20 protein-coding genes are annotated in these 26,693 nt (G+C 65.5%); 8 read left to right on the top strand and 12 right to left on the bottom strand.

Annotated elements, in window-relative coordinates; translation table 11 throughout:
* Nucleotides 1-80 precede the first annotated feature (80 nt).
* The gene (dxr, locus tag ACZ48C_RS13980) at nt 81-1,256 is read left to right on the top strand and encodes a 1-deoxy-D-xylulose-5-phosphate reductoisomerase (RefSeq protein WP_464781470.1); all 1,176 of its coding nucleotides are present in this window, start codon (nt 81-83) and stop codon (nt 1,254-1,256) included.
* An 18-nt stretch (nt 1,257-1,274) separates the two neighbouring features.
* Here the strand turns inward: dxr and hemA are convergent, their stop codons facing one another.
* The 4 genes from hemA to ACZ48C_RS13960 all read right to left on the bottom strand — a co-directional run bounded on the left by hemA (nt 1,275) and on the right by ACZ48C_RS13960 (nt 6,486).
* Nucleotides 1,275-2,489, bottom strand: a complete 1,215-nt coding sequence (gene hemA / locus ACZ48C_RS13975) for a 5-aminolevulinate synthase (RefSeq protein ID WP_464781469.1) — start codon at nt 2,487-2,489, stop codon at nt 1,275-1,277.
* Nucleotides 2,490-2,728: 239 nt separating this feature from the next.
* Entirely contained in the window at nt 2,729-3,526 is a 798-nt protein-coding gene (locus ACZ48C_RS13970; protein WP_464781468.1) for an FAD binding domain-containing protein, read from the bottom strand.
* Between the two features lie 12 nt (nt 3,527-3,538).
* A complete protein-coding gene (locus ACZ48C_RS13965) occupies nt 3,539-5,887 on the bottom strand; it encodes a xanthine dehydrogenase family protein molybdopterin-binding subunit (RefSeq protein WP_464781467.1) in 2,349 nt (782 codons plus the stop codon).
* A 107-nt stretch (nt 5,888-5,994) separates the two neighbouring features.
* The gene (locus ACZ48C_RS13960) at nt 5,995-6,486 is read right to left on the bottom strand and encodes a (2Fe-2S)-binding protein (protein ID WP_119259088.1); all 492 of its coding nucleotides are present in this window, start codon (nt 6,484-6,486) and stop codon (nt 5,995-5,997) included.
* 455 nt (nt 6,487-6,941) lie between these two features.
* Between ACZ48C_RS13960 and ACZ48C_RS13955 the strand changes: the two genes are divergently transcribed.
* The 5 genes from ACZ48C_RS13955 to ACZ48C_RS13935 all read left to right on the top strand — a co-directional run bounded on the left by ACZ48C_RS13955 (nt 6,942) and on the right by ACZ48C_RS13935 (nt 16,392).
* A complete protein-coding gene (locus tag ACZ48C_RS13955; RefSeq protein ID WP_119259089.1) occupies nt 6,942-7,208 on the top strand; it encodes a YMGG-like glycine zipper-containing protein in 267 nt (88 codons plus the stop codon).
* Between the two features lie 257 nt (nt 7,209-7,465).
* Nucleotides 7,466-9,388, top strand: a complete 1,923-nt coding sequence (locus tag ACZ48C_RS13950; RefSeq protein WP_464781466.1) for an autotransporter assembly complex protein TamA — start codon at nt 7,466-7,468, stop codon at nt 9,386-9,388.
* A 102-nt stretch (nt 9,389-9,490) separates the two neighbouring features.
* The gene (locus tag ACZ48C_RS13945; RefSeq protein ID WP_464781465.1) at nt 9,491-13,663 is read left to right on the top strand and encodes a translocation/assembly module TamB domain-containing protein; all 4,173 of its coding nucleotides are present in this window, start codon (nt 9,491-9,493) and stop codon (nt 13,661-13,663) included.
* Between the two features lie 95 nt (nt 13,664-13,758).
* Complete coding sequence (locus tag ACZ48C_RS13940) at nt 13,759-14,235, top strand: chemotaxis protein CheW (RefSeq protein WP_119259092.1); 477 nt, start codon at nt 13,759-13,761, stop codon at nt 14,233-14,235.
* A gap of 393 nt (nt 14,236-14,628) precedes the next feature.
* Nucleotides 14,629-16,392 carry a methyl-accepting chemotaxis protein gene (locus ACZ48C_RS13935; protein WP_464781464.1) on the top strand — a complete coding sequence of 588 codons (1,764 nt, stop codon included), beginning with the start codon at nt 14,629-14,631 and terminating at the stop codon, nt 16,390-16,392.
* Between the two features lie 42 nt (nt 16,393-16,434).
* On the opposite strand, the gene ACZ48C_RS13930 is transcribed toward ACZ48C_RS13935, so the two are convergent.
* The 7 genes from ACZ48C_RS13930 to ACZ48C_RS13900 form a co-directional block, all read right to left on the bottom strand.
* Complete coding sequence (locus ACZ48C_RS13930) at nt 16,435-16,686, bottom strand: formate dehydrogenase subunit delta (RefSeq protein ID WP_464781463.1); 252 nt, start codon at nt 16,684-16,686, stop codon at nt 16,435-16,437.
* A 72-nt stretch (nt 16,687-16,758) separates the two neighbouring features.
* Nucleotides 16,759-17,592, bottom strand: a complete 834-nt coding sequence (gene fdhD, locus ACZ48C_RS13925) for a formate dehydrogenase accessory sulfurtransferase FdhD (protein ID WP_464781462.1) — start codon at nt 17,590-17,592, stop codon at nt 16,759-16,761.
* 8 nt (nt 17,593-17,600) lie between these two features.
* Nucleotides 17,601-20,480: a formate dehydrogenase subunit alpha gene (fdhF, locus tag ACZ48C_RS13920; RefSeq protein ID WP_464781461.1), complete on the bottom strand. Its 2,880-nt coding sequence runs from the start codon at nt 20,478-20,480 to the stop codon at nt 17,601-17,603.
* A gap of 53 nt (nt 20,481-20,533) precedes the next feature.
* Nucleotides 20,534-20,749 carry a DUF4287 domain-containing protein gene (locus ACZ48C_RS13915; protein WP_119259097.1) on the bottom strand — a complete coding sequence of 72 codons (216 nt, stop codon included), beginning with the start codon at nt 20,747-20,749 and terminating at the stop codon, nt 20,534-20,536.
* Entirely contained in the window at nt 20,746-22,302 is a 1,557-nt protein-coding gene (locus ACZ48C_RS13910; protein ID WP_464781460.1) for a formate dehydrogenase beta subunit, read from the bottom strand. Before ACZ48C_RS13910 ends, ACZ48C_RS13915 begins: the two co-directional genes overlap by 4 nt.
* Nucleotides 22,299-22,778: a formate dehydrogenase subunit gamma gene (locus ACZ48C_RS13905; protein ID WP_460932021.1), complete on the bottom strand. Its 480-nt coding sequence runs from the start codon at nt 22,776-22,778 to the stop codon at nt 22,299-22,301. Before ACZ48C_RS13905 ends, ACZ48C_RS13910 begins: the two co-directional genes overlap by 4 nt.
* A gap of 182 nt (nt 22,779-22,960) precedes the next feature.
* Nucleotides 22,961-23,854 (bottom strand): LysR family transcriptional regulator, encoded by an 894-nt coding sequence (locus tag ACZ48C_RS13900; RefSeq protein ID WP_318910086.1) that lies wholly within the window; start codon nt 23,852-23,854, stop codon nt 22,961-22,963.
* Nucleotides 23,855-23,956: 102 nt separating this feature from the next.
* Here ACZ48C_RS13900 and acuI point away from each other — a divergent pair, with 102 nt between their 5' ends.
* Nucleotides 23,957-24,952, top strand: a complete 996-nt coding sequence (acuI, locus tag ACZ48C_RS13895) for an acrylyl-CoA reductase (NADPH) (protein ID WP_464781459.1) — start codon at nt 23,957-23,959, stop codon at nt 24,950-24,952.
* A gap of 12 nt (nt 24,953-24,964) precedes the next feature.
* Here the strand turns inward: acuI and ACZ48C_RS13890 are convergent, their stop codons facing one another.
* Nucleotides 24,965-25,735 (bottom strand): SDR family NAD(P)-dependent oxidoreductase, encoded by a 771-nt coding sequence (locus ACZ48C_RS13890; protein WP_463621778.1) that lies wholly within the window; start codon nt 25,733-25,735, stop codon nt 24,965-24,967.
* Nucleotides 25,736-25,872: 137 nt separating this feature from the next.
* On the opposite strand from ACZ48C_RS13890, the gene ACZ48C_RS13885 reads away from it, so the two are divergent.
* Nucleotides 25,873-26,643, top strand: a complete 771-nt coding sequence (locus ACZ48C_RS13885) for a DeoR/GlpR family DNA-binding transcription regulator (RefSeq protein WP_313196258.1) — start codon at nt 25,873-25,875, stop codon at nt 26,641-26,643.
* The last annotated feature ends 50 nt before the right edge of the window (nt 26,644-26,693 follow it).

The raw sequence follows: 26,693 nt of genomic DNA, 5'->3' as shown, positions 1-26,693 counted from the left end.
CAGCATTTCCATGACTTGTTGCAGGCGTCTTTCGCCTGTAGAGCCTTTTGCTCGATAACAAGAAAAACGCGGAAATCACCATGGCTCCCGATGCGCGGCCGAAGCGCCGCATCACCATTCTCGGCTCGACAGGCTCCATCGGCACCAGCACGCTCGACGTGGTGCGCCAGCTCGGCGGGCGCGAGCGCTACGAGGTGCTGGCGCTGACCGGCAACGGCAATGTAGATCTTCTCGCCGCACAGGCCAAAGACTGCGGCGCAAGGCTGGCGGTGACGGCAGACGAGAGCCGCTACGGCGCGCTCAAGGATGCGCTTTCGGGCAGCGGTATCGAGGCGGCGGCCGGGCGCGAGGCGCTGCTGGAGGCGGCTTCCGCGGATGCCGACTGGGTGATGGCGGCGATCGTCGGCACGGCCGGCCTTGCGCCGACGCTGGCGGCGGCCAGGAAAGGCGCGGATATCGCGCTTGCCAACAAGGAATGCCTCGTCTCGGCCGGCGACCTCTTCGTAAAGGCGGTGGCGGAAGGCGGCGGGCGGCTCATTCCCGTCGACAGCGAGCACAGCGCGATCTTCCAGGCGCTGGAGGACGACCAGCGCCACGCCGTCGAGCGCATCGTGCTGACGGCATCCGGCGGTCCCTTCCGCACCTGGAGCCGCGAGCAGATGGCGGGCGTGACGGCCGATATCGCGCGGGCGCATCCCAACTGGTCGATGGGCCTCAAGATCTCCATCGGCAGCGCCTCCATGTTCAACAAGGCGCTGGAGATGATCGAGGCGAAGCATCTCTTCGACGTCAGGCCGGACCAGATTGAGGTAGTGGTGCATCCGCAGTCGATCATCCATTCCATGGTCGGCTATGTCGACGGCTCGGTGCTGGCGCAGCTCGGCGCGCCAGACATGCGCACGGCCATCGGCTATGCGCTGACCTATCCCGAACGTTCGCCGCTCAATGTAGACCGGCTGGATTTCGCAAAGCTCGCGCGGCTCGATTTCGAGGCGCCGGACGAGGTGCGCTTCCCGGCGCTCCGGCTTGCCCGCACGGCGCTCACGCGCGGCGGCCTGCAGGGCGCGGTGATGAATGCCGCCGAGGAGGTGGCGTTCCATGCCTTCGTCGCGGGGCGAATCGGCTTCCTGTCGATGGCCGACGTCGCGGAGACCGTCATGGACAGGCTCAGCCACCTGCCGCCGGCAGCATCGATGGACGATGTCTTTGCCGGAGACGAAGAAGCCCGGCGGGTGGCCGCCGGGCTTGTTGGGTAACCGCTTCGTCTCTGCGTATCAGGCGACGGCGCGGGCCAGCGCACAGCGCGACCACAGCGCATGCAGCGCGCCGACAAGGTGCTCGATATCGCCATCGGTGTGCAGCGGCGTCGGCGTGATGCGCAGGCGCTCGGTCTTCTTCGGCACGGTCGGGTAGTTGATCGGCTGGACGTAGACGCCGAAATTGTCGAGCAGCAGGTCCGAGATCCACTTGCACTTGGAAGCGTCGCCCACCATCACCGGCACGATATGGCTCGGATTCGGCATGTGCGGAATGCCGTTGCGGTCGAGCGCCGCGCGCAGCTTGCGCACGCGCGCCTGATGGGCGAGGCGTTCCACCTGGCTTTCCTTGAGGTGGCGGATCGAGGCGAGGGCACCGGCGGCGAGCGTCGGCGGCAGGGCGGTCGTGAAGATGAAGCCCGATGCGAAGGAGCGGACGAAGTCGCAGAGCGCGGCCGAGCCGGTGATATAGCCGCCCATGACGCCGAAGGCCTTGCCGAGCGTGCCCTCGATGACCGTCAGCCGGTGCATCAGGCCCTCGCGCTCGGCGATGCCGCCGCCGCGCGGGCCGTACATGCCGACGGCGTGGACTTCATCGAGATAGGTCATCGCGCCATACTTGTCGGCGAGGTCGCAGATTTCCTTGATGGGGGCGATGTCGCCGTCCATCGAATAGACCGATTCGAAGGCGATCAGCTTCGGCGCCTTCGGGTCGGCGGCAGCAAGCTTGGCTTCGAGGTCCTTGAGATCATTGTGCTTCCAGATGACGCGCTCGCATTTCGAATGGCGGATGCCCTCGATCATCGAAGCGTGGTTCCCGGCATCGGAGAAACAGATGATGCCGGGAATCTTGGAACAGAGCGTGCCGAGCGCGGCCCAGTTCGAGACGTAGCCCGAGGTGAAGAGCAGGGCCGATTCCTTGCCGTGCAGATCGGCGAGCTCTTCTTCGAGGAGCACGTGATAGTGGTTGGTGCCGGAGATGTTGCGGGTGCCGCCGGCACCGGCGCCACACTGGTCGATGGCGAGTTTCATCGCCTCGACGACCTTCGGGTGCTGGCCCATGCCGAGATAGTCGTTGGAACACCAGACCGTGACGTCCTTCGGGCCTTCCGCCGTGTGGCGCGTCGCCCTGGGGAAGCTGCCCTTGTGGCGCGCGAGGTCGGCAAAGACGCGATAGCGGCCTTCCTGATGCAGGCCGTCCAGCTCGTTCTCGAAGAAAGTCTCGAAGTCCATCCAGAGTCTCCAGTCCGGCGAAATCCCGGGCATCATCGTCATTGGCTGTCGTTCATCGGCTACACCCGGCCCGGCTTTGCCGCAATGCAAAGCGCTGCGGCAAATCGGCGCCACCTTTGAACCATTCCAATGTATCCTAGGCCCCCAAAGGCCATTCCATGTTGATGCATGTCAAGTCTGCATGAAAAAAGGACGGCCTCAACCGTCCTTTTCATCGAACAGTTTCAGCTTTTGCAACGCTATCCGGCGGCGGCGACGGCGCGCTTGGCCATGACCTTCACGAGGTTCGCGCGGTATTCGGCGCTGCCATGGATATCTGACAGGAGGTCGGCCGCATCCACGGTGACGCCGGCCGCTGCATCCGCCGACCAGTCGGCGGCAAGCGCCGCCTCCAGCCCGGCATGGCGGAAGACGCCGTCCGCTCCCGCTCCCGTCACGGCCACCCGCACGCCGCCATCCCCCTTCGCCACGAAGACGCCGGCCATGGCATAGCGCGAGGCCGGGTTGGGGAATTTTGAATAGGCGGCCTTTGCCGGGGCATCGAAGCTCACCGCCACGATGATCTCGCCCTCTTCCAACGCCGTCTCGAAGAGGCCGGTGAAGAAGGCGTCGGCGGGAATCTCACGCCTGTCGGTGACGATGATCGCCCCTAGCGCCAGCATGGCGGAGGGGTAGTCGGCGGCCGGGTCGTTGTTGGCGATGGAGCCGCCGATCGTGCCCATATGGCGGACATGCGGGTCGCCGATATGGGAGGCGAGATGGCAGATCGCCGGGCAGGCGGCCTTCAGCTCGGCAGAGGTCGAGACCTCGTAATGCGTCGTGCCGGCGCCGATGCGCACGCGGTTGCCGCTGACCGATATGCCCTTGAGCTCGGCGACGTGGCGAAGGTCCACGAGGTCCGAAGGCGCGGCGAGCCGCTGCTTCATGGTCGGGATCAGTGTCATGCCGCCGGAGACGTATTTCGCTTCGTCGGAGGACGATTGCAGCTTGGCTGCGTCGGCGACGGAGGAGGCGCGATGGTAATTGGTTGCGTACATGGCGTCCTCCCGTCAGTTGCTTGCCGCCAGCGCCGCCCAGACCTTCTGGGGCGTTGCGGGCATGGTGAGGTCGTTGTTGCCGATGGCGTCGGTGATGGCGTTCATCAGCGCCGGCGGTGAGCCGATGGCGCCCGCCTCGCCGCAGCCCTTGATGCCGAGCGGATTGTTCGGGCAGGGCGTGACCTGGTGCGAGACCTGGAAGGAAGGCAGGTCGTCGGCGCGCGGCATGGTGTAGTCCATGTAGCTCGCCGTCAGGAGCTGGCCGGTTTCCGGATCGTAGTGCACGCCCTCCAGCAGCGCCTGTCCGATGCCCTGCGCGATGCCGCCGTGCACCTGGCCCTCGACGATCATCGGGTTGATGATGTTGCCGAAATCGTCGGCGGCGACGAACTGGACGATCTTCGTCTTGCCCGTCTCCGGGTCGATCTCGACCTCGCAGATGTAGCAGCCGGCCGGGAAGGTGAAGTTGGCCGGATCGTAGAAGGCGCCTTCCTTGAGGCCCGGCTCCATGCCGGAGGGCAGGTTGTGCGCCGTATAGGCGGCGAGCGCCATCTGGAACCAGGGTACCGACTTGTCGGTGCCGGCCACCTTCAGCGCGCCGTTCTCGACGACGATGTCGCTCTCGTCGGCCTCCATCAGGTGGGCGGCGATCTTCTTGGCTTTCGCCTCCACCTTGTCGAGCGCCTTGACGACGGCGGACATGCCGACCGCGCCGGAGCGCGAACCATAGGTGCCCATGCCCATCTGCACTTTGTCCGTGTCGCCATGCACGATGGAGACGCTGTCGATCGGCACGCCGAAGCGGTCGGCGACGAGCTGGGCGAAGGTCGTCTCATGGCCCTGGCCGTGGCTGTGCGAGCCGGTGAGGACCTCGATGGTGCCGACGGCATTGACGCGCACCTCCGCCGATTCCCAGAGGCCGACGCCCGCGCCGAGCGAGCCGACGGCTGCCGACGGCGCGATGCCGCAGGCCTCGATATAACAGCTCATGCCGATGCCGCGTTTCATGCCGCGGCTGGCGGCCTCCGCCTTGCGGGCCGGGAAGCCGTTCCAGTCGGCCGCCGCCATGGCGGCCTCCAGCGAGGCCTCATAGTCGCCCGCGTCATAGTTCATGATGACGGGCGTCTGGTGCGGGAAGGAGCGGATGAAGTTGATGCGGCGAAGCTCGGCCGGCGAGAGGCCGAGCTCGCGCGCCGCCGTTTCCATGGTCCGTTCCAGCAGATAGGTCGCCTCCGGCCGCCCGGCGCCCCGATAGGCGTCTACGGCGACGGTGTTTGTGTAGACGGCCCGCACATTGGCGTGGATGGCCGGGAAATTGTACTGGCCGGAGAGCAGCGTCGCATAGAGATAGGTCGGCACGGCCGAGGAGAAGAGCGACATATAGGCGCCGAAATTGGCGATGGTGTCGACCTTCAGCGCCGTGACGCGGTTGTTCGCGTCGAACGCCATCTTGACCGTCGAGACATGGTCGCGGCCATGGGCGTCGGTGAGGAAGGCTTCGGTACGGTCGCTGGTCCATTTCACCGGAACGCCGGACCGCTTGGAGGCCCAGAGACAGACGATCTCTTCCGGATAGATATAGATCTTCGAGCCGAAGCCGCCGCCGACGTCGGGGGCGATGACGCGCAGCTTGTTTTCCGGCGCGACATTGTAGAAGGCGCTCATCACGAGGCGCGCGACATGGGGGTTCTGGCTCGTCGTGTAGCAGGTATAGTGATCCTCGGCCGAATCGTAGATGCCGAGCGCGGCGCGCGGCTCCATCGGGTTCGGCGCGAGGCGGTTGTTGACGATCCTCATCTCCGTGACATGGGCGGCCGCGGCGATGGCGGCATCCGTCGCGGCGCTGTCGCCGATTTCCCAGTCATAGATGAGGTTGCCGGGGGCTTCCGGGTGGAGCTGCGGCTGGCCGGCCTCCAGCGCCCTAACGGCATCGGTGACGGCGGGAAGGACGTCGTAATCGACGACAACAGCTTCGGCCGCATCGCGCGCCTCGCCCACGCTGTCGGCCACGACAATCGCCACGGCATCGCCGACATAGCGCACCGTCTCGTGCGCCAGCGGTCGCCAGGCGCCCATCTTCATGGGCGTGCCGTCCTTGGAGTGGATCATCCAGCCGCAGATGAGGTTGCCGATGCCGTCGTCCAGCATCTGCTTGCCATTGAGCACGGCGATGACGCCCGGCATGTCCTCCGCCGCTGACGTATCGATGCTCTTGATCCTTGCATGCGCGTGCGGCGAGCGCACGAATGCGGCGTAGCGCATGCCCGGCACGGACATGTCATCCGTGTAGCGCCCCTGGCCCATGAGGAACCGCTTGTCTTCCTTTCGCGCGACGCGCGCGCCGATGCCTTCGACACCCATCTTCATCTCCTCCAGAGAAGTGAGGCAGCAGGCGCCGGCCAACAGGCGTTCGGGATTTCACCGTCGCGCAACTGGCCGCCAATCGGCTGCTGCCTGTTGCCTGACGCCTATTCCGCAGCCTGCCGGCCTGCCGCGCTCATTTCCTCCGCGGCGGCGAGGATGGCTTTCACGATATTGTGGTAGCCGGTGCATCGACAGATATTGCCTTCGAGGTTCTCGCGAACCGTCTGCTCGTCGAGCTTTCCGCCATGGCGGTTGATCATGTCGACCGCCGTCATCACCATGCCGGGCGTGCAGAAGCCGCATTGCAGGCCGTGATTGGCCTTGAAGGCGGCCTGCACGGGATGCAACTCGCCATTGGCCGCAAGGCCCTCGATGGTGAGGATTTCGGAGCCGGCGGCCTGGGCCGCGAGGATGGAACAGCTCTTCACGGCCTTGCCGTCCATATGCACGACGCAGGCGCCGCACTGGGACGTATCGCAGCCGACATGGGTTCCGGTAAGACTGAGCTGGTCGCGCAGGAAATGCACAAGGAGGGTGCGGTCCTCGCACTCCTTGCTCACCTTCCTGCCATTGACGGTCATTGCCACTTTCGCCATTCGTTCCTCCCTGGCGGTTCATGCACCGCTGGGCCGTTCGATCCGACGTGACATGCAGCGGGCGTCCTCACGACGCGGGCCCGGGATCTAATGACGCCAGCATTGTCTTCGCATGCATCTGTTCCGGCACTGCGGGCGCGACGGGAAATCCTCCATCCCTGTGCGCCCCGGCAATCATATCATTTGACGTTTTGACCCGGCGATCAACCGGTACTTTCAACGGCGGGTGAAATTTCTCGTGAGCGCCTGCATGCCGAGGGCGTTAAAACGAAACGGAAACGCTGTTTATTCGCGCCGTAAAAAAATACTTTCCAACCATGGACTTCCCTGTTTCCGGCGATATTTTCAGTGTCGGACAGACCTGACCGTCGTCGACGGCCCCGGTATGTTGCTGAGTAGAAGGGGGCAGGGTGGACCCGGAAAACCGGGCCGCCGTTCAACTTTGGAGAAGGTTCATGAAGAAAATCATTGCGCTCGTTCTGGTCGGCATGGCCGTTGCCAGCTGCACGCAGACGGAAAAGGGTGCAGGTATCGGCGCCGTCTCCGGCGCGATCATCGGCGGTGCCGTCACCGGTAACGTCCGTGGTGCGGCTGTCGGTGCCGCCATCGGTGGCGTTTCCGGCGCCGTGATCGGCAGCGTTTCCGATCAGCCCGGTCAGTGCTACTACCGCGACCGCCACGGTCGTCGCTATATCGATCGTTGCCCGCGCGACTATTATTGATCGCCAACGACTGCAACCTATGCGAAGCCCCGGAGGTTCTCCGGGGCTTTTGCTTGCCTGCTGCCGGCATAAAATCGCCTGCTGCGCTTCAAATCTGGCGCGCCTGCGTGTAAAACCGCCGTTAACATTACGGAAAACCTAACACGTTAGGGTCTTTTCCTGCCTGAGAGCTCCGGATGGATCGGAGCGCCTGAAGTCCGTGTCGGAAGCCGTTCGCGCACCGCACCTTGAAGGAGAAAGGCGACGGATAGCTGCGGATGCGGGATAAAGTGAACCGGCCGGAAAAGAGTTTTGCGTTTCTGAAGGCTGGCACCGCCCTCGCGGTCGCCGCAGCGCTCGCCTGTGGTCCGCTGGCCGCAAATCCGGCCCTTGCCTTCGAACTCTTCGGCATGAAATTCTTCGAAAAGGAGAAGGACACCGCCGAGGTCATCGATCCGGTCAATTATTCGCTGACGCTCGATCCGGGCACCGAGGACGGCGACCTGAAGAAGGCCGTCGAGAATGCCGCCTATCTGAAGCAGGACGAGGGGAAAGCGGTCTCCGGCGACCTCGGCCTCGTCATCAAGGCGCGCGACGACCGCGACCGCATCCTTGCCGCGCTCTACGAGAACGGCCGCTATGGCGGCGTGGTGAACGTGACGGTCAACGGACAGGACCTCGATTCTCTGCCGCCCAATCCCGAATTCAACCACCGGGGCGCGATCCCGGTGACGATCAGCGTCGAGCCCGGCCCGGTCTTCACCTTCGGTGAGGTGGCCTTTTCGGGCGATGCCGAGGGACGCAATCCGGCCGATTACGGGCTGGTGCCCGGCGCGCGGGCCGATTCCACCATCATCCTCAAGGCCGGCGAGAAGGTCGTCGTCGATCTCAAGGCGGAAGGCCGGCCGCTGGCCAAGCTGACCGAGCGCAACGCCACCGCCGACCACAAGACGCAGACCGTCGACGTGGTGATCGCCGCCGAAGGCGGGCCGGTCGCGCCCGTCGGCGCGGTCGGCGTCAACGGCACCAAGACGGTCGACCCCGAATTCGTGCAGCGCTATTCGCGTATCAATGCCGGCCAGCCCTATTCGCCGGAAGCGCTGACCAAGGCGTCGGAGCGGCTGCGCGCGCTCGGCGTCTTTTCCAGCGTGACGATCCGCGAGGCCTCCAAGCTCGCGCCCGACGGTTCGCTGCCGATGACCATCGAGGTCTCCGAAGGCAAGCACCGCTATTTCGGCGTCGGCGCGCAATATTCGAACACGGACGGCATCGGCCTGCAGGGATATTGGGGGCATCGCAACCTTTTCGGCCAGGCCGAATCGCTGCGCATCGAAGGGTCGGTCAACCGGATCGGCGAATCGGATATCGGCGATCTCGACTATTCGACCGCCATCCTCTTCTCCAAGCCCGGCGCCTTCGGCCCGGCCTCGACGTTCAATGCCAGCCTCAAGGCCTCGATCGTCGATCCCGACGCCTACAAGGCCTTCACCACCACGGCGGCCGCGGGCGTCAGCGTCGAGCTTTCCGACAAGGACACGGTGAGCGCGGGCGCGGAGCTGAGCTGGGCCGATGTCGAGGACGCGTTCGGCAAGAACAAGTACCTGACGGCGAGCATCCCGATCGAATATGTGCGCGACACCCGCGACGACAAGCTGAACCCGACGGAAGGCTACCGCTTCCTGATCAACGCCAAGCCGAGCTACGAAACGCAACGCGGCACGTTCTTCTCCAGCTTCGAAGGCGCGATCACCGGTTACAAGGCGCTCGGCGCGGAAGATCGCTTCGTGCTCGCTGGCAAGCTTGCCGGCGGCACGATCATCGGCGGCGACCAGCTCTCCGACATTCCGGCGACGCGCCGCTTCTATCTCGGCGGCGGCGGTACGGTGCGCGGCTACGGCTATCAGGAGATCTCGCCGCGCAACGGGGCGAACCAGCTCCTCGGCGGGCGTTCCTACATGGCGGCGTCGGCGGAAGTCCGCATCGGGATCACCGAGACGATCGGCCTTGTGCCCTTCATCGACGCGGGCACGGTCTCGACCGACGAGATCCCGGATTTCAAGGATATCCGGGCCGGCGCCGGCCTCGGCCTGCGCTATGCGACGCCGTTCGGGCCGCTCCGCCTCGATGTCGCGGTGCCGCTGAAGAAATATCCCGGCGGAACCTCCTTCGGGGTCTATGCCGGCATCGGCCAGTCCTTCTGACTGTCGCCCCAATTTTCATCTAGGCTCTTGATCGCATGCGCGATTGGGATTCTAGACGTTGAGGAGCGATTCCGCGCTCCCCGCACGCGAAATGGATGAAGCATGAACAGGCTTTCCCGAATTCTCCGCGCAACGCTCCGCTATGTCGGCTACGGCCTTGCCGTCCTCGTCGTGCTCGCCGTCGCGCTGCTGGGCTTCGTCGGGTTTTCGGACACCGGCGCGCGCCTGGCGGTTTCCTATGCGGAGAAGATCGCGGCTGCGAACGGGCAGGTCGTCTCGATCAGCGAGCCCTCGGGCCTTCTGACGGGCAAGCTGCGCGCCGGCGCGATCACGCTCGGCGACGCGAAAGGGACCTATGCGGAAATCCGGGACCTTGCCGTCGACTGGTCGCCGCTGCGGCTCCTGTTCTTCAGCTTCGATGCGTCGCGGGTGTCCGCTTCCTCGATCTCGCTGCTCCGCCTGCCGGAGGCCAAGGCCGATGCGGAACCGAAGGAAAGCAAGCCGTTCAGCCTGCCGGTCGAGGTGCATGTGGGTTCGCTCGCCATTCCCGAACTCTTCGTCTCGGGAACCGTTGCCGGCCGTGACCAGCGCATCGTCGTGTCGGGACGGGGGGATGCGACGGCGGACAGCGTGGCGATCAAGCTTTCGGCCTCCGAAAAGGCGCGGCCCGATGCGCGTATCGCCGCGGATATCGTCTTCAATCCGGCGGCCAACGAACTGCGGCTCGAAGCCGATGTCGCCGAGCCGAAAGGCGGCATCCTGGCGGGGCTGCTCAAGCTGCCGGACGAGCCGGCCGTGGCGATCCGCCTGACGGGCGACGGCCCGCTCTCGCAATGGAAGGGACGGCTCTCCGCCGCGCTCGACGGCACGGAAATGCTGCGGGTCGACGGCCGCCATGACCTGGCGCAGGGCGGCCTGCACACCATTGCGCTCAATGGCGGCGGCACGTTCGATGCCCTGATGCCGCCGCAGCTCCGCCCGCTCTTTGCCGGCGAGACCGGCATCGACGTGGTCGCCGCCTTCGACGGTTCGGACATGCTGCGCATCGAGAAGGGCGCGATCTCGACGGGCGCGATGACGCTTGCCGCCTCGGGCACGCTGAGCGCCAAGGGCAGCAACGACCTCGACGTCAAGCTTTCCGGCAAGGACGGCCCCATCGATTTCCGCTGGCCGCTCGCCGATGGTGACGCCCAGGTGGTCATCCACGACGCCGACCTTTCGCTGACCGGCGAGGCGAGCGCGGCAAGGCTCGAGGCCAATGCGACCATCGCCGCCGCCGAGCTGCCGGCCGGGCGCGTCCAGGATATCCGCCTTGCCGCCCGGAGCGATGCCTTCGATGTGGCGAACCAGTCCGGCCGCATCGACGTGACGCTCGAAACCGGCGCCATGGTCTTCGCCAATCCCGATGTCGACCGGATGGTGAAGGGCCCGGCGAAACTCACCGCGACGCTGAATGTCTCGCCCGGCGAGATCGCTTTCGATCCGGCGACGCTTGAAAGCGCCAGCATCGGCGGCACGCTTTCCGGCCGCTACGGGCTGGAAAGCCGCGAGGCGGACGTCAATTTCCGTCTCTTCGCCCTGCCGGCCGTGCTGCCGCCGGCCCTTGCCGGCAAGTTCGACACGACGATCGCGATGGAGGGCCGGGTTCAGCTCGCCGGCGACGGCGGGCTTCAGGTTTCCGGCCTGACGGTGAAGTCCGGCACGCTGGAGACGGTGGGCGATGTCTCGCTCGCAAAGGGCAATGTGGAGGCTGCGCTCACCGGCAAGGTGCTGAACCTCGGCAAGCTGCTGGCGGATGCGGCGGGCGAGGCGGCGTTCGAGCTTTCCGCGAAGGGACCGCTTTCCGGGCCCGACGTTTCCGCGAAGATCACCTCCAGCGGGGCGACGCTTTCCGGCCGCACGCTCAGCGACCTCGTGGTGACGCTGAAGGGCAAGGCGGTCGCCGACAGTCCCTCCGGCGAACTGACGGCGACCGGCGCGCTCGACGGGCAGGCGATCAATGTGCGCTCCAGCATCACCTCGGAAGGCGGGCGCATCTCCGTGCCGGTTCTGGAGGCCGAGATCGGCCCGAACACGCTGAAGGGCTCGCTGGCGCTGGCGCCGAACTTCATGCCCGACGGCACGATCCGCTTCGATTTCCCCGATCTCGGCCTGCTTGCCGCCATGGCCGGCCAGCAGGCGGCGGGCGATCTGTCCGGGCAGGTCGAGATCGCGACGGGCAACGGCAAGACTTCTGCCACCGTGCAGGCGTCCGGCGCCTCGATCCGCCGCGATGCCGTGAGCATTACAAAGCCCGCCGTCGACCTTTCCATCACCGACCTTGCGACGGCGGCGATCACCGGCACGGTGCGCGCCGAGCAGGTCGCCTCGGGCGAGAACAAGCTGGAGGCGCTGAAGCTTGCCTTCACCCGGGAGGGACAGGCGACGAATTTCGACCTGACCGGCCGCCTCGACGGCGCGCCGCTCCTCACCAAAGGCAAGGTGCTGCAGCGGGAGGGCGGGCTCGATGTTGCCCTGCAGGCCTTCGAGGCCGCGCCGCGCCGCATTGCCGTCAAGCTCGCCAAGCCGACGACGATCGGCGTGACCAACGGCGTTGCGACGCTCGACGGGCTCACCATCCAGGCGGGCAGCGGTTCCGTTGCCGTTTCCGGCAAGGCGGGCGAGACGCTCGACCTGTCGCTGCGGCTCAATGCCCTGCCGGCCGCGCTCGTCAACAATTTCGCCGCCGGGCTCGATGCGGACGGCGCGATCGGCGGCACGGTGACGGTGAAGGGCAAGGCGGCGGCTCCCGTCGTCAACTATGCGCTCGACTGGAAGGGCGCGGTGACGAGCCAGACGCGCGGTGCAGGGATCGGCGCGCTCGACATCAATGCCAAGGGCGAATTCGCCAACAACCAGGTGCGCCTCGATACGGTGCTTTCCGGCGGCGGCGGGCTTTCCTTCCGCGGCGGCGGCACAGTCGGCATCGGCGGGGCGACACCGCTCGGGCTGAAGTTCAACGGCACGGTGCCGTTCAGCGCCCTGCAGGGTCAGCTTTCGGCGCAGGGCTTCGTGCTGACGGGCAATGCCAATGTCGACCTTTCCATCGGCGGCACGGCGGCGGCGCCCTCCGTCACCGGCAGCATCACGGCGAGCGGCGCGCGCCTCGTCGACGTGCGCCGCAATCTTGCCGTCGAGAACCTCACGATCCGCGTCAACATGAACGGGCGCCAGGCGGTGATCGAGACCGTCTCCGGCAAGCTGGCGAGTGGCGGGCAGCTTTCGGCGAGCGGCACGGTCGGGATCGACCCGGCGAGCGGCTTTCCCGTCGATGTGGCGATCAAGCTCGGCGACATCGTCTATGTCGACGGCACGCTGGTGACCGGGAACATTGCCGGTGATCTGACGCTGAAGGGGCCGGTCGCAGACCTGGCGCTCGCCGGCAAGGTGCGCATCAACAAGGCGAACATCACCATTCCGCAGAAGCTGCCGGCATCGCTTTCGGAAATCGACATCAAGCACCGCAACGCGCCGGCGGACGTCAAGCGCATGACGGCGGACGTCCAGCGCCAGCAGGGCTCCAGCGGCGCCTCGCGCGGCATTGCGCTCGACCTCACCATCGAATCGCCGGGCCAGCTCTTCGTGCGCGGCCGCGGCATCAATGCCGAGATGGGCGGCAATCTCAAGATCACCGGCACGTCCGCGTCGCCGGTCGTTTCGGGCGGCTTCGAGCTGGAGCGCGGGCGCATGGAGATCCTGACGCGCCGCCTCGATTTCACCAGCGCCCGTATCGGCTTTGCGGGCGGACTGGTGCCGACGGTCGATCTTGTCGCCTCCAGCACGGCCGGCACGACGGAAATCACCGTGACCGTGGCGGGTCTTGCGAGCAACCCGACGGTGACCTTCGCCTCCTCGCCCTCGCTGCCGCAGGATGAAATCCTGGCGCAGCTCATCTTCAACCGCTCCATGTCGAACCTTTCGGCGGTACAGATCGCGCAGCTTGCCTCGGCGGCAAGCCAGCTTGCCGGCGGCAGCTCCACCGGCCTGCTTGACAGCCTGCGCAGCAAGCTCGGCGTCGACGACCTCGACATCACGACGGATGCCGAGGGGCGGGCGGCGGTGTCGGCCGGCAAGTATCTCAACGAGCGCACCTATATCGAGCTGAAGCAGGATCCCGAGACGAACGGGGCGAAGGCCGTGATCAACCTCGATGTCGGGCGCGGGCTGAAGCTGCGCGGCGAGGCCGGCAGCGCCGGCAGCGCGGGCGCAGGTATCTTCTACGAGAAGGAATATTGATGCCGCAGGCAGCAATCCGCAAAGCGTTTGAAAGATTTTAACCAGAGCGTGCATAGGATCGCCGGGATACGCAGACCAACTGGGAAGACCGCTCGATGACCTCCATCAACACGGCCGGCTTTGCCGGCGACACGCTCGAAATCATCGCATTCCGCCTGCACGATCAGGAATTCTGCGTGAAGACGACCACGATCCGCGAAATCCGCGGCTGGGCACCGTCCACGCCGATCCCGCATTCTCCGCCGGACGTCATCGGCGTGATGAACCTGCGCGGCACGGTGATCCCGATCATCGATCTGGCGCACAAGCTCGGCATGAAGAGCACGGAAGCCAACGAACGCAGCGCCATCGTGGTCGCCGAAGTCCACAACATGGTCGTCGGCCTCGTGGTCGACCGCGTGTCGGACATCCTGACGATCCGCAGCGAGCAGGTCCAGCCGGTACCGGAAGTGACGACGTCCTTCGACAAGGCCTATGCGGAAGGCATCATCGCCCATGAGAACGGCATGATCTGCTTCCTGAACCTTGCGCGCATGTTCAAGGAGCGCGACATGGAAGACATGGCCGCCTGAGCGAAGCGATACCGTTCAAACATGCAACCGTCCTGTGCACGCAGGGCGGTTTTTTTGTTGCCTTCAATCGAGTGCAACTTTTACGTTTGTGTTGAGATGGATCGACCGCGCATATCCTTCCCTTACGTGAGTTTACCGCTATCCGGTGATCTGCAAATTGGCTCATATGCAACCATACCTAGATTTCACCGTCTGCGTTTCATCAATTTTTAAGCCTATAATTCCATCTTTGATTGCAGGTGCGCATTTTGGCGCGGGCAGGGCACTTCCCGCGATGATTGAATTCATAAATTCTAATCATGGTTCGCCGTGGCGGCCATGTCATATGACAACAATTGACGACCGCCACGTCGCCATCCGAGAGCCCGTGGCCGTCGCACAAAGGGACAGGCCATGCTTTCATTTGCAAAGTCTTCGGATGCGGCCCGCATCATCGACGCGCTGTCGCGTTCGCAGGCCGTGATCCATTTCGACCTCGACGGCACCATTCTGGAGGCCAACGAAAACTTCTGCCGTGCGCTCGGCTACGAGCTGAAGGAAATCGTCGGCAAGCATCACCGCATCTTCTGCGACGCCGCCTATACGGCAAGCGAGGACTACCGGCAGTTCTGGGCGCGACTCGGCCGCGGGGAATACGATTCCAACAGCTACAAGCGCCTGCGCAAGGATGGCGGCGAGATCTGGATCCAGGCGACGTACAATCCGGTCCTGCGCGGCGGCAAGCCCTACAAGGTGGTGAAGTTCGCCAGCGACATCACCGAGGCGAAGAAGCAGGCGTCGGAGGATGCCAGCAAGCTCGATGCGATCTCGCGCTCCCAGGCGGTGATCGAGTTCACGCCGACGGGCGAGATCCTGCATGCCAACGAGAATTTCTGCGCGGCGCTCGGCTATGACCTTTCCGAAATCCGCGGCAAGCATCACCGCATGTTCTGCGATCCTGCCTATGTGCAGACGCCGGCCTATGCGGAATTCTGGAAAAACCTCGCGGACGGCCGGTTCATTTCCAACGAATTCGTCCGCTACGGCAAGGGCGGCAAGGAAATCTGGATCCAGGCCGCCTATAACCCGATCCGGGACCTCAACGGCCGCGTCTACAAGGTCGTGAAATTCGCGACCGACGTGACGGAGCGCATGTCGGCGATCAACACGCTCGGCGCGGCGCTGAAGGCGCTGGCCGAGGGCGACCTCACGCAGAACCTTGCGACATCCTTCGTGCCTTCGATGGAAACGGTCCGCAAGGACTTCAACGAGGCCGTCACCGGTCTGCACGAGGCGATGCGGACGGTCGAGGCCAATGCCAATGCGATCGCCTCCGGCGCGCAGGAGATCCGCTCTGCGGCGGACGATCTTGCCAAGCGCACCGAGCAGCAGGCGGCCTCCGTCGAGGAGACGGCCGCTGCCCTCGACGAGATCACCACGACGGTCGCCGATTCGAGCCGGCGGGCGGACGAGGCCGGCACGCTCGTCTCCAAAACGAAGGTGGGGGCGGAAAAGTCCGGCGCGGTGGTGAAGAAGGCGATCGACGCGATGGGGCAGATCGAGCAGTCCTCGCGCGAGATCTCCAATATCATCGGCGTCATCGACGATATCGCCTTCCAGACCAATCTGCTCGCCCTCAATGCCGGGGTCGAGGCGGCGCGGGCGGGCGAGGCCGGCAAGGGCTTCGCCGTCGTGGCGCAGGAGGTACGCGAACTCGCGCAACGTTCGGCAAGCGCGGCCAAGGACATCAAGGCGCTGATCACCACCTCCGGCGAGCAGGTGAAGAGCGGCGTCGCCCTCGTCGACGAGACCGGGCGGGCCTTGCAGGAGATTCTTGCCCAGGTGCAGGAGGTCCACACCAACGTCGCGGCCATCGTGGAAGCCTCGCGCGAGCAGTCGACCGGCCTTCGCGAGATCAACCAGTCGGTCAACGCGATGGACCAGGCGACGCAGCAGAATGCGGCGATGGTGGAGGAAAGCACGGCGGCGAGCCACGCGATGGCCCGCGAGGCCGATGCGCTGCATGCTCTCATCCGGCGGTTCCGCCTTGCCGGCAGCGCGCAGCCCGTCCAGCAGGTGGCGGCGCCCGCCCATGCCGCGCAGCTTCATGCCGCGGCGCGCAGCATGCGGTCGCCGCGTGGCTCGGCGGCGGTGGCGGAGAGCTGGGAAGAGTTCTGAGCAAACGATAGAACGGCCGGCAGCGATGCCGGCCGTTGACGGTCAGGCAAGGCCGGCCGGCGCATCCATCTGGGGCACGGGCCGATGAATCAGCGGCACGGCTTCGAGGACGAGGCCGTCGAGACCCTCGCCGCCGTGATTGTCGACGAGGTCGAAAAGCTGGCGGCGCATGCGCGGTTCCCAGAACTTGTTGATGTGTGTGGCGACGCCGCCCGGCCGTTCATCCGCAGGCTGGGAATGGAAGAAGGTGGCGATCTGGTTTGCCATCCTGATGATCTTGTTGTCGTCCGACATGCCTGCCTCCAAGAACAATTCCAGCAAAAGCGCGAAGCGGCCTTGCGTCCGGAATTGCGTTAAAACAATGCTCTAACCGTTGCCCACCCGGCGCGCGGCGTCGGCGACGACGCGCTCCGCACCGGTGAAAATCTCGAATTCGTCGCCGCGCACCAGCGCGATCAGCGTCATGCCCGCCTCTTGCGCCGTGCGGATGGCGAGCGCGGTCGGCGCGGAAATGGCGATGATGAAGGGGCTGCCGATGACCGCCGTCTTCTGCACCATCTCCACCGAGACGCGGCTCGTCACGACCACCGCGCCCGCGTCTCCCGCATGGCCCGCGCGCCTCGCGGCCCCGACGAGCTTGTCGAGCGCATTGTGCCGGCCGACATCCTCGCGCACGGCGACAAGGCCCTTTCCCGGCACATAGAAGCCGGCGCCGTGCACGGCGCGCGTCACCATATGCAGCGGCTGCTGGCCGTTCAGCAGGCGGACCGCCTCGACCACGTCCTCTTCGCTCAAGGTAAGCGAAGAAGAACTAACGGAGGGCGTCACGCGCACGGCCTGCTCGATGGATTCGATGCCGCAGAGGCCGCAGCCGACCGGGCCGGCCATGTGGCGGCGGCGAGCGGTCAGGGCGTCGTTTTGCGCATCCGCAAGGCGGATCTGAAGGTCGATGCCCTTGTCTTCCGCCACCGCCTCGACGGTTTCGATCTCGGCCGGATCGGCGATGATGCCTTCCGTCAGGCTGAAGCCGACGGCGAAATCCTCAAGGTCGGCGGGCGTCGCCATCATCACGGCATGGGTCGAGCCGGCATAGGAGAAGGCGACGGGCGTCTCCTCGGGAACGATGCGCTCGCCCGCCGTCAGCCGCCCGCTGCGGCGGGCGGTTTCGGAAACCTTGGTCGTGGTGGCGAAACCGGGCACGGGCGCTCCTATTCTGCCGCCTCCAGCTTGCCGGCGATGCGGCGCGAGCGCTTCGACAGCTCGTCATATTCGACCTGCCAGTCGGACGGGCCGTTGGAAGGCGAGATCTGCACGGCCGTCACCTTGTATTCCGGGCAGTTGGTCGCCCAGTCGGAGAAGTCCGTGGTGATGACGTTGGCCTGCGTGCCGGGATGGTGGAAGGTCGTATAGACGACGCCCGTCGCGACGCGGTCGGTGATGAGGGCGCGCAGCGTCGTCTCGCCGGCGCGGCTCGTCAGGCGCACCCAGTCGCCGTCGCGGATGCCGCGGTTGTCGGCGTCGTGCGGGTGGATTTCCAGCCGGTCCTCCTCGTGCCAGACGACGTTGTCGGTGCGCCGGGTCTGGGCACCGACATTGTACTGGCTGAGGATACGGCCGGTGGTGAGCAGCAGCGGGAAGCGCGGGCCGGTCTTCTCGTCGGTCGCGACATATTCCGTTCGTATGAACTTACCCTTGCCGCGCACGAAGCCATCTGTGTGCATGATCGGCGAGCCAAGCGGATGCTGCTCGTTGCAGGGCCACTGTACCGAGCCGATCTTGTCGAGATAGTCGTAGGAGACGAGGGCGAAGCTCGGCGTCGTCGCGGCGATCTCGTCCATGATCTCGGAGGGATGCGTGTAGTTCCAGTCGAGGCCCATCGCCTTGGCGAGGTTCTGCGTGACCTCCCAGTCGGCATAGCCGTTCTTCGGGGTCATGACGCGGCGCACGCGGTTGATACGGCGCTCGGCATTGGTGAAGGTGCCGTCCTTTTCGAGGAAGGTCGAGCCGGGCAGGAAGACATGGGCGTAGTTCGCCGTCTCGTTGAGGAAGAGATCCTGCACGACGACGCATTCCATGGCGGCAAGGCCGGCGGAGACGTGCCGCGTGTCCGGATCGGACTGGAGGATGTCCTCGCCCTGGATGTAGAGGCCCATGAAGGTGCCCTCGACGGCGGCGTCGAGCATGTTGTTGATGCGAAGGCCCGGCTCGTTGTTGAGCTTCACGCCCCACATCTTCTCGAAGACGTCGCGGGTGGCGTCGTCCGAGATGTGGCGGTAGCCCGGCAGTTCGTGCGGGAAGGAGCCCATGTCGCAGGAGCCCTGCACGTTGTTCTGGCCGCGCAGCGGGTTCACACCGACGCCCTCGCGGCCGATATTGCCGGTCGCCATGGCGAGGTTGGCGATGGCCATGACGGTGGTCGAGCCCTGGCTGTGCTCGGTGACGCCAAGGCCGTAATAGATCGAGCCGTTGCCGCCGGTGGCGAAGAGGCGGGCGGCGCCGCGCAGCGTCTCGGCCGGAACGCCGGTCAGGGCCTCGGTCTCTTCCGGGCTGTGGCGCGGCTCGGCGACGAAGGCGGCCCAGTCCTCGAATTCCGACCAGTCGCAGCGCTCGCGGATGAATCTCTCGTCGAAGAGGCCTTCCGTGACGATGACATGGGCGAGCGCGGTGACGACGGCGACGTTCGTGCCGGGCCTCAGCGGCAGGTGATAGGACGCCTTGACATGCGGCGAGGAGACGAGGTCGATGCGGCGCGGGTCGACGACGATGAGCTTCGCCCCCTGGCGCAGGCGCTTCTTGAGGCGCGAGCCGAAGACGGGGTGAGCGTCGGTCGGGTTGGCGCCGATGATTATCACCACATCCGTGTGCTCGACGCTGTCGAAATCCTGCGTGCCGGCGGAGGTGCCGAACGCCTGGCCGAGGCCGTAGCCGGTCGGCGAATGGCAGACGCGGGCGCAGGTATCGACATTGTTGTTGCCGAAGCCGGCGCGGATCAGCTTCTGGACGAGATAGGTCTCCTCGTTGGTGCAGCGCGAGGAGGTAATGCCGCCGATAGAGTCACGGCCGTACTGGTACTGGATGCGGCGGAATTCGGCGGCCACATGGGCATAGGCCTCTTCCCAGGTCACTTCCCGCCACGGATCGGAAATCTTCTCGCGGATCATCGGGTTGAGGATGCGCTCGCGGTGGGTCGAGTAGCCATAGGCGAAGCGGCCCTTGACACAGGAATGGCCGCGGTTGGCCTGCCCGTCCTTCCAGGGCACCATGCGCACCAGCTCCTCGCCGCGCATCTCCGCCTTGAAGGAGCAGCCGACGCCGCAATAGGCGCAGGTGGTGACGACGGAATGTTCCGGCTGGCCGATCTCGATCACCGACTTTTCCGTCAGCGTCGCGGTCGGGCAGGCCTGCACGCAGGCGCCGCAGGAGACGCATTCGGAATCGAGGAAATGCTCGTGCATGCCAGGCGAGACACGGCTGTCGAAGCCGCGGCCCTCGATGGTCAGCGCGAAGGTGCCCTGCACTTCCTCGCAGGCGCGCACGCAGCGCGAGCAGACGATGCACTTGGAGGGGTCGTAGGTGAAATAGGGGTTCGACTCGTCCTTCGGCATCCAGCGGGCATTCGCCTCGCCGTTGCTGCGCGCCTTGACGTGGTTGTCGCCCTCATAGCCGTAGCGCACGTCGCGAAGGCCTACGGCGCCGGCCATGTCCTGCAATTCGCAGTCGCCATTGGCCGCGCAGGTCAGGCAGTCGAGCGGGTGATCGGAGATGTAGAGCTCCATCACGCCCTTGCGGATCTGCTTGAGGCGGCTCGTCTGCGTGTGGACGACGAGGCCGGGCGCGACGGGCGTGGTGCAGGAGGCGGGCGTGCCGTTGCGGCCCTCGATCTCGACGAGACAGAGGCGGCAGGAGCCGAAGGCGTCGACCATGTCGGTGGCGCAGAGTTTCGGCACCTGGATGCCTGCCTCCATGGAGGCGCGCATGATGGAGGTGCCCTCGGGAACGGAGATCTCGTTTCCGTCGATGGTGAGCGTCACCATCTTCTCCGAACGGGAGGCGGGGGTGCCGAAGTCGATTTCAGGAACGAGGGGCATGGGAACCTCCGGGCAATTCTGCACCGCTCATGGCGGCGACTTGGGTTCAATTCTTAAGGTTTCGTCTCGGCAAGCGTCGCCGCGACGAGCGCGTTGGCATGGCCATGGCCGAGACCGTGCGTTTCCTTGAGGAACGCGACGATCTGCATATGCGCCTTGCCATCCTGCGCGCGGATGATGTCTTTCCAGTGCTCTATCGGCTGGCCGTACGTCTTCTCGATGGAAGGGAAGTAGGAGGCCGGGCCCTTGACCTTTTCCGTCTCGCTCATTCCGCAGCCTCCACTATCGGCGCCGGCGAAAAGTCTTCCGGAAAATGGGTCATGGCGCTCATGACCGGGTAGGGCGTGAAGCCGCCCAGCGCGCAGAGCGAGCCGAACTTCATCGTGTTGCAGAGATCGGCCAGCAACTCGCGGTTCTTCTCCGGCTCGATGCCGCGCGCGATGTTGTCGGCGGTCTCGACGCCGCGCGTCGAGCCGATGCGGCAGGGCGTGCACTTGCCGCAACTCTCCACGGCGCAGAACTCCATGGCGAAGCGCGCCTGTTTCAGCATGTCGACCGTATCGTCGAAGACAGTGATGCCGGCATGGCCGATGAGGCCGTCCTTCGCCGCGAAGGCCTCGTAGTCGAAGGGCGTGTCGAACAGCGCGCGCGGGAAGTAGGCGCCGAGCGGGCCGCCGACCTGCACGGCGCGGACCGGGCGGCCGGAGGCGGTACCGCCGCCGATCGTGTCGATGATTTCGCCGAGCGTCAGGCCGAAAGCGGTCTCGTAGAGGCCGCCATGCTTGACGTTGCCGGCGATCTGGATCGGGATCGTGCCGCGCGAGCGGCCCATGCCGAAGTCGCGGTAATAGTCCGCGCCCTTGTCCATGATGATCGGCACGGAGGCGAGCGAGATGACGTTGTTGACGACCGTCGGGCGGCCGAGGAAGCCTTGCAGGGCCGGCAGCGGGGGCTTGGCGCGCACGACGCCGCGCTTGCCTTCCAGGCTGTTGAGGAGAGCCGTCTCCTCGCCGCAGACATAGGCGCCCGCGCCGGTGCGGATTTCCATGTCGAAGGCCCTGCCGGAACCGAGCACGGAAGGGCCGAGCACGCCGGCGGCGCGCGCGACTTCGACCGCCTCGCTCATGATGGCGATGGCGTGCGGATATTCCGAGCGGGTGTAGACGTAGCCCTTCGTCGCGCCGGTCGCGAGGCCGGCGATGGCCATGCCCTCGATCAGCACGAAGGGGTCGCCTTCCATGATCATGCGGTCGGCGAAGGTGCCGCTGTCGCCCTCGTCGGCATTGCAGACGATGTATTTTTGCGGACCGGGCGCGTCGAGCACGGTCTTCCACTTGATGCCGGTGGGGAATCCCGCACCGCCGCGGCCGCGAAGGCCGCTGTCGGTGACCTGTTTGACGACATCCGCCGGGGTCATGGCGATGGCCGTCTCGAGCCCCTTCAGGCCGCCATGGGCCCTGTAGTCCTCCAGCGATACGGGATCGATGACGCCGCAGCGGGCGAAGGTGAGGCGGGTCTGGTTCTTGAGGAAGGGGATGTCTTCCGTCCTGCCAAGACAGAGCGGATGGCTTGCGCCTTGCAGGAGGCCGGCATCGATGAGGCCGGCAATGTCGGAGGGTTTCACCGGGCCGTAAGCGATGCGGCCGTCGGGGGTCTCGACCTCGACCAGCGGCTCCAGCCAGTGCATGCCGCGCGAGCCGTTGCGCACGATGGTCACGTCGAGCCCGCGGGCCGCGATCTCGGCGGCGAAGGCCTTGGCGACGCGGTCGGCGCCGAGCGCAAGGGCGGCGGCATCGCGGGGGATGTAGATGCGTGCGGTCATCGGCGTGCCTCCGCGACGAGTTCCTGCGCAAGCGTCGCATCGATCCTGCCATGCACTTCGCCGTCGAGCATGGCGGCGGGTGCGCAGGAACAGAGGCCGAGGCAGTAAACGGGTTCGAGCGTCACCGCGCCGTCGAGGGTGGTCTGGTGGAAATCGATGCCGAGCAGCGCCTTGACGCGCTCGGCGACAGCGTCACCGCCCATCGACTGGCAGGCTTCGGCGCGACAGAGCTTGAGGACGTGCCGCCCGGTCGGGTGGTCGCGATAGTCGTGATAGAAGGTGACGACGCCGTGCACCTCGGCGCGCGACAGGTTCAGCTCGCGCGCGATGACCGGCAGGCTTTCCTGCGGCACGTAACCGAACTCGGCCTGGATCTCGTGCAGGATGGGAAGAAGCGGCCCTTCGAGCCCCTTCAGTTCGCTGACGATGGCCAGCGTTCTGGTTCCGACGTCACTGCCGGCGACGCGCACATTCATGATCAGGCCTCCCAACCGACACGAACGAACCGCTGGAAATCGCGGGTTCGATGCGCCGATGCCGTTGAAACTGTTCGGCGAAAACCGGAACCCTGTCGATCTCCGCAGACTATTCTAACAGCTTCTCAGCCATGACACGACGGGTCAATAAAGCTGTCCCGTTGATCAATAGGAAATTTCTATCAATCCATGCCCGTTTCGGCCAGAATCCGTGCCTCATGCAGGAGGGCGGAGACGAGTGGCGTGAATGGCTCACGATGTGTCGCGACGAGGCCGACCGTGTGGTAGGGATTGGGCTCGGCGAGGGAAACTATACTTATTTCCTCATGAAATCCGAAGGATTTCGCGACATTTCGCGGCATGATGCTGCACCAGCGCCCGGTCCGGACGTGGGAAAGAAGCACGATCATCGAATTCGATTCGAGGGACGGTTCGGCGGAAATGCCCGCTTCGGCGAAATGGCGGTTGATGATGCGGCGGTTCTGCATGTCCGCGGTCAATAGGCAAAGCCTAACGCTGCCGGCCTCCTGCCAGGTCACGCTTTCGCGATCCGAGAACGGGCCGCCCTTGGCAGTGATGAGGCAATAGTGCTCGTGCAGCAGCGGCACGCTCGTGACGCGCCCGAGCGGTTCGTTCTCCAGATAGGTGATGCCTGCGTCGATCTCGAGGTTTTCGAGAAGGCCGAGAATCTTGATCGAGGTGGTGGAGACGATGGAGAAGGTGACGTCGGGGTGCTTTTCCTGGAAGGGCGCGGTGATGCGCGGCACGATGGCGAGCGTCGTCGGGATGGCAGCGAGCCGTATATGGCCGGACAGGCCCTTGCGGGCGGCGCGCATCTCCTCGCGCATGGTGCGGGTGTCGCCGACGATGCGGCGGGCCCATTCCAGCACGCGCTGGCCTTCCGGCGTCAGCCCCTGGAAGCGCGAGCCGCGCACCACCAGCATCACGCCGAGCTGCTCCTCCAGCTGGCGGATCGCCGCCGAGAGCGTCGGCTGCGAAATGCCGAGCTCCTCCGCCGCGCGGGCAAAGTGCTTCTCGCGGGCGAGGGCAATGAAATATTCGAGCTTGTCTATCATCCGGAACGGCGCCTCCATGCTCTTGATACAAAAGAACAGTGGCGGCACCAATGCCCCGCGCCCTATATCGTCTTACGGCAAGAGGATCACGAGGAGGACGCCATGACGTTTCAGGCATTGCTGGTCGAAAAGGGCGGGGATGGGGCGGTCTCCGCCTCGGTCCAGGAAATCGACGACGCGCGGCTGCCCGACGGCGACGTGACCGTCGCAGTGGAATATTCGACGCTCAACTACAAGGACGGGCTCTGCATCAACGGCAAGGGCGGGCTGGTGCGCACCTTCCCGCATGTGCCGGGCGTCGATTTCGCCGGTACGGTCGAGGCGTCCGAGGATCCGCGCTACCGGCCCGGCGACCGGGTGGTGCTGACGGGCTGGCGGGTCGGCGAGATCTGGTGGGGCGGCTTTGCGACGCGCGCCAAGGTGAAGGCCGACTGGCTGGTGCCGCTGCCGGATGAGCTTTCGACGCGCCAGGCCATGGCGATTGGCACGGCGGGGCTCACCTCCATGCTGTCGGTCATTGCGCTGGAGAAGGCCGGGCTTTCGCCGCTGAAGGGCGAGGTCCTGGTGACGGGCGCGGCGGGCGGCGTCGGCTCCGTCGGCGTCGCGCTACTCGCCCGGCTCGGCTATTCCGTCGCCGCGGTCACGGGGCGGCCGGACGCGGCGGGCTATCTCAGGCAGCTCGGCGCGGAGACGATCGTCGACCGTTCCGAGCTTTCCGAGGAGAACAGCCGGCCACTCGAATCCGAGCGCTGGGCGGGCGCCATCGATGCCGTCGGCGGCGACATGCTGGCGCGGGTGCTCAAGCAGACGAAGTATGGCGGGGCCGTCGCCGCGGTCGGCCTTGCCGCCGGGGCCGCCGTTCCGTCCTTCACCGTCATTCCGTTCCTGCTGCGCGGCGTCAGCCTGCTCGGCATCGATTCGGTGATGCGGCCTTACGACCAGCGGGTCGACGCCTGGAACCGCATCGCCGCCGACCTGCCGATGGAGAAGCTGGAGGCGATGGTGGTCGAGCACCGTCTTTCCGACCTGCCGGAACTGGCGAACCGCATTCTGGACGGCAAGGTGAAGGGGCGCGTCGTCATCGACGTCAACGCGTAAGGACGAAAGCGGTCAGCAGATGAGCTGGCCGCCGTTCACCTCCAGCACCTGGCCGGTGATGTAGCCCGAGAGCGCATCGGAGGCGAGGAAGAGATAGGCGGGAGCGCAGTCCTCCGCCGTTCCGAGCCGCTGCAGGGGAATGGTCCTGCGCGTCGCCTCCAGCTTTTCGGCGGAGGAATAGCGCGAATGGAAATCCGTAGTGATCGTGCCGGGCGAGACGCAGTTGACGCGGATGCCGTCCGGGGCGAGCTCGCGGGCAAGGCCCTTGGAATAGGTGGCGACGAAGGCCTTGGTGGCGGAATAGATCGCCGAGCCGGGGCTGCCGCCGGTCAGCGCCGAAATCGACACCGTGTTGACGATGGCCGCGCGCGGCGCGCGGCGGAGCGAGCGCAGCAGGCCGCGCGTCACCTCGACGACGGAGGTCTGGTTGAGGCGCACGACGGTCTCGTATTCCTCGTCGGTGAGGTCGGCGGCGGGAAAGCGGCCGACCATGGTGCCGGCATTGTTGATCAGCACGTCGACATGCGGGAAGAGGCTGTCCACCCGCTGCAGCAGCGTACCGACGCCGCCTTCGACGAGGAAGTCCGAATAGACCATGTGGGCGCGCGCATCGGCGACGGCGTTTTCGAGGAAATCGGGAAGCGGTCCATGCGCCGCGCGGCCGCCGTGTAGCAGCACATGCGCGCCGCAATCGAGGAACTGCCGGGCGATCTCCAGCCCGATGCCGCGTCCCGCGCCGGTCACCACGACATTCGCGCCCTTGAACAAGGCTGGATGAAACATGTGTCTTCCTCCCCGGTCACCTGCCGTCCACGCAGTATCCCAAAAAGACGCCCGCACTCCAAGAAGGCAGAGCGGGTGAATTGATGTGGTTTCGTTTTTGCATATTATGAAAACAAACGAAAGCAATGGAGGAGCCCATGTTTCTGACAGGTCGCCAGGCGGAGATCGTCGATCTCGCCAAGGTCGAGGGCCGCGTGCTCGTGGAGGACCTCGCGGCGCGCTTCTCCGTGACGCCCCAGACCATCCGCAAGGACCTCAACGATCTCTGCGACAACAAGGTGCTGACGCGCATTCATGGCGGCGCGCTCTTCCCGAGCGGCAACGAGAATGTGAAATACGAGGCCCGCCGCTCCATCGCCGCGCCGGAAAAACAGGCGATCGGCCGCGCCGCCGCGGGCATGATCCCCGACAATTCCTCGCTCTTCATCAATATCGGCACGACGACGGAAGCCGTCGGCGATGCGTTGCTCGAGCACAGGGAGCTGATGGTCATCACCAATAACATCAACGTCGCCAACCGGTTGCGCGTCTATCCCTCGATCGAGGTGGTGATTGCCGGCGGCGTGGTGCGCGGTTCGGACGGCGGCATCGTCGGCGAGGCGGCGGTGGATTTCATCCGCCAGTTCAAGGTGGACTATGCCGTCATCGGCGTTTCGGCCATCGACGAGGACGGCGCGCTGCTCGATTTCGACTACCGCGAGGTGAAGGTGGCGCAGGCGATCATCGCGAATGCGCGCCATGTCATCCTGGTTTCGGATTCCACGAAATTCGAAAGGACCGCGCCGGTGCGTATCGGGCACCTCTCGCAGGTCCATACATTCATCACGGATACCTGTCCTTTCGAGGGGATTCGCAGCATTTGCCAGGAGCATGACGTGCGTCTCGTGGAGACCGCGCCGCAGGCCTGACACAACCTGATCGTATTTCCGATCGCATTCGTTTGACATTCGAAATGTTT

The organism is Shinella sp. 1A1, from assembly GCF_055379515.1.
The sequence above is the reverse complement of the archived record's forward strand: the minus strand, read 5'-3'. Positions and strand labels throughout refer to the sequence as shown.

What these genes read in the sequence shown, in the direction of transcription:
- ACZ48C_RS13910 (WP_464781460.1), bottom strand. Translation starts at nt 22,302, where the DNA reads ATGACCGCACGCATCTACATCCCCCGCGATGCCGCCGCCCTTGCGCTC.
- ACZ48C_RS13935 (WP_464781464.1), top strand. Translation starts at nt 14,629, where the DNA reads ATGCTTTCATTTGCAAAGTCTTCGGATGCGGCCCGCATCATCGACGCG.
- ACZ48C_RS13970 (WP_464781468.1), bottom strand. Translation starts at nt 3,526, where the DNA reads ATGTACGCAACCAATTACCATCGCGCCTCCTCCGTCGCCGACGCAGCC.
- ACZ48C_RS13905 (WP_460932021.1), bottom strand. Translation starts at nt 22,778, where the DNA reads ATGAATGTGCGCGTCGCCGGCAGTGACGTCGGAACCAGAACGCTGGCC.
- ACZ48C_RS13940 (WP_119259092.1), top strand. Translation starts at nt 13,759, where the DNA reads ATGACCTCCATCAACACGGCCGGCTTTGCCGGCGACACGCTCGAAATC.
- ACZ48C_RS13900 (WP_318910086.1), bottom strand. Translation starts at nt 23,854, where the DNA reads ATGATAGACAAGCTCGAATATTTCATTGCCCTCGCCCGCGAGAAGCAC.
- fdhF (WP_464781461.1), bottom strand. Translation starts at nt 20,480, where the DNA reads ATGCCCCTCGTTCCTGAAATCGACTTCGGCACCCCCGCCTCCCGTTCG.
- hemA (WP_464781469.1), bottom strand. Translation starts at nt 2,489, where the DNA reads ATGGACTTCGAGACTTTCTTCGAGAACGAGCTGGACGGCCTGCATCAG.
- ACZ48C_RS13885 (WP_313196258.1), top strand. Translation starts at nt 25,873, where the DNA reads ATGTTTCTGACAGGTCGCCAGGCGGAGATCGTCGATCTCGCCAAGGTC.
- ACZ48C_RS13965 (WP_464781467.1), bottom strand. Translation starts at nt 5,887, where the DNA reads ATGGGTGTCGAAGGCATCGGCGCGCGCGTCGCGCGAAAGGAAGACAAG.
- ACZ48C_RS13890 (WP_463621778.1), bottom strand. Translation starts at nt 25,735, where the DNA reads ATGTTTCATCCAGCCTTGTTCAAGGGCGCGAATGTCGTGGTGACCGGC.
- ACZ48C_RS13950 (WP_464781466.1), top strand. Translation starts at nt 7,466, where the DNA reads ATGCGGGATAAAGTGAACCGGCCGGAAAAGAGTTTTGCGTTTCTGAAG.
- acuI (WP_464781459.1), top strand. Translation starts at nt 23,957, where the DNA reads ATGACGTTTCAGGCATTGCTGGTCGAAAAGGGCGGGGATGGGGCGGTC.
- ACZ48C_RS13945 (WP_464781465.1), top strand. Translation starts at nt 9,491, where the DNA reads ATGAACAGGCTTTCCCGAATTCTCCGCGCAACGCTCCGCTATGTCGGC.
- ACZ48C_RS13960 (WP_119259088.1), bottom strand. Translation starts at nt 6,486, where the DNA reads ATGGCGAAAGTGGCAATGACCGTCAATGGCAGGAAGGTGAGCAAGGAG.
- ACZ48C_RS13930 (WP_464781463.1), bottom strand. Translation starts at nt 16,686, where the DNA reads ATGTCGGACGACAACAAGATCATCAGGATGGCAAACCAGATCGCCACC.
- dxr (WP_464781470.1), top strand. Translation starts at nt 81, where the DNA reads ATGGCTCCCGATGCGCGGCCGAAGCGCCGCATCACCATTCTCGGCTCG.
- ACZ48C_RS13955 (WP_119259089.1), top strand. Translation starts at nt 6,942, where the DNA reads ATGAAGAAAATCATTGCGCTCGTTCTGGTCGGCATGGCCGTTGCCAGC.
- ACZ48C_RS13915 (WP_119259097.1), bottom strand. Translation starts at nt 20,749, where the DNA reads ATGAGCGAGACGGAAAAGGTCAAGGGCCCGGCCTCCTACTTCCCTTCC.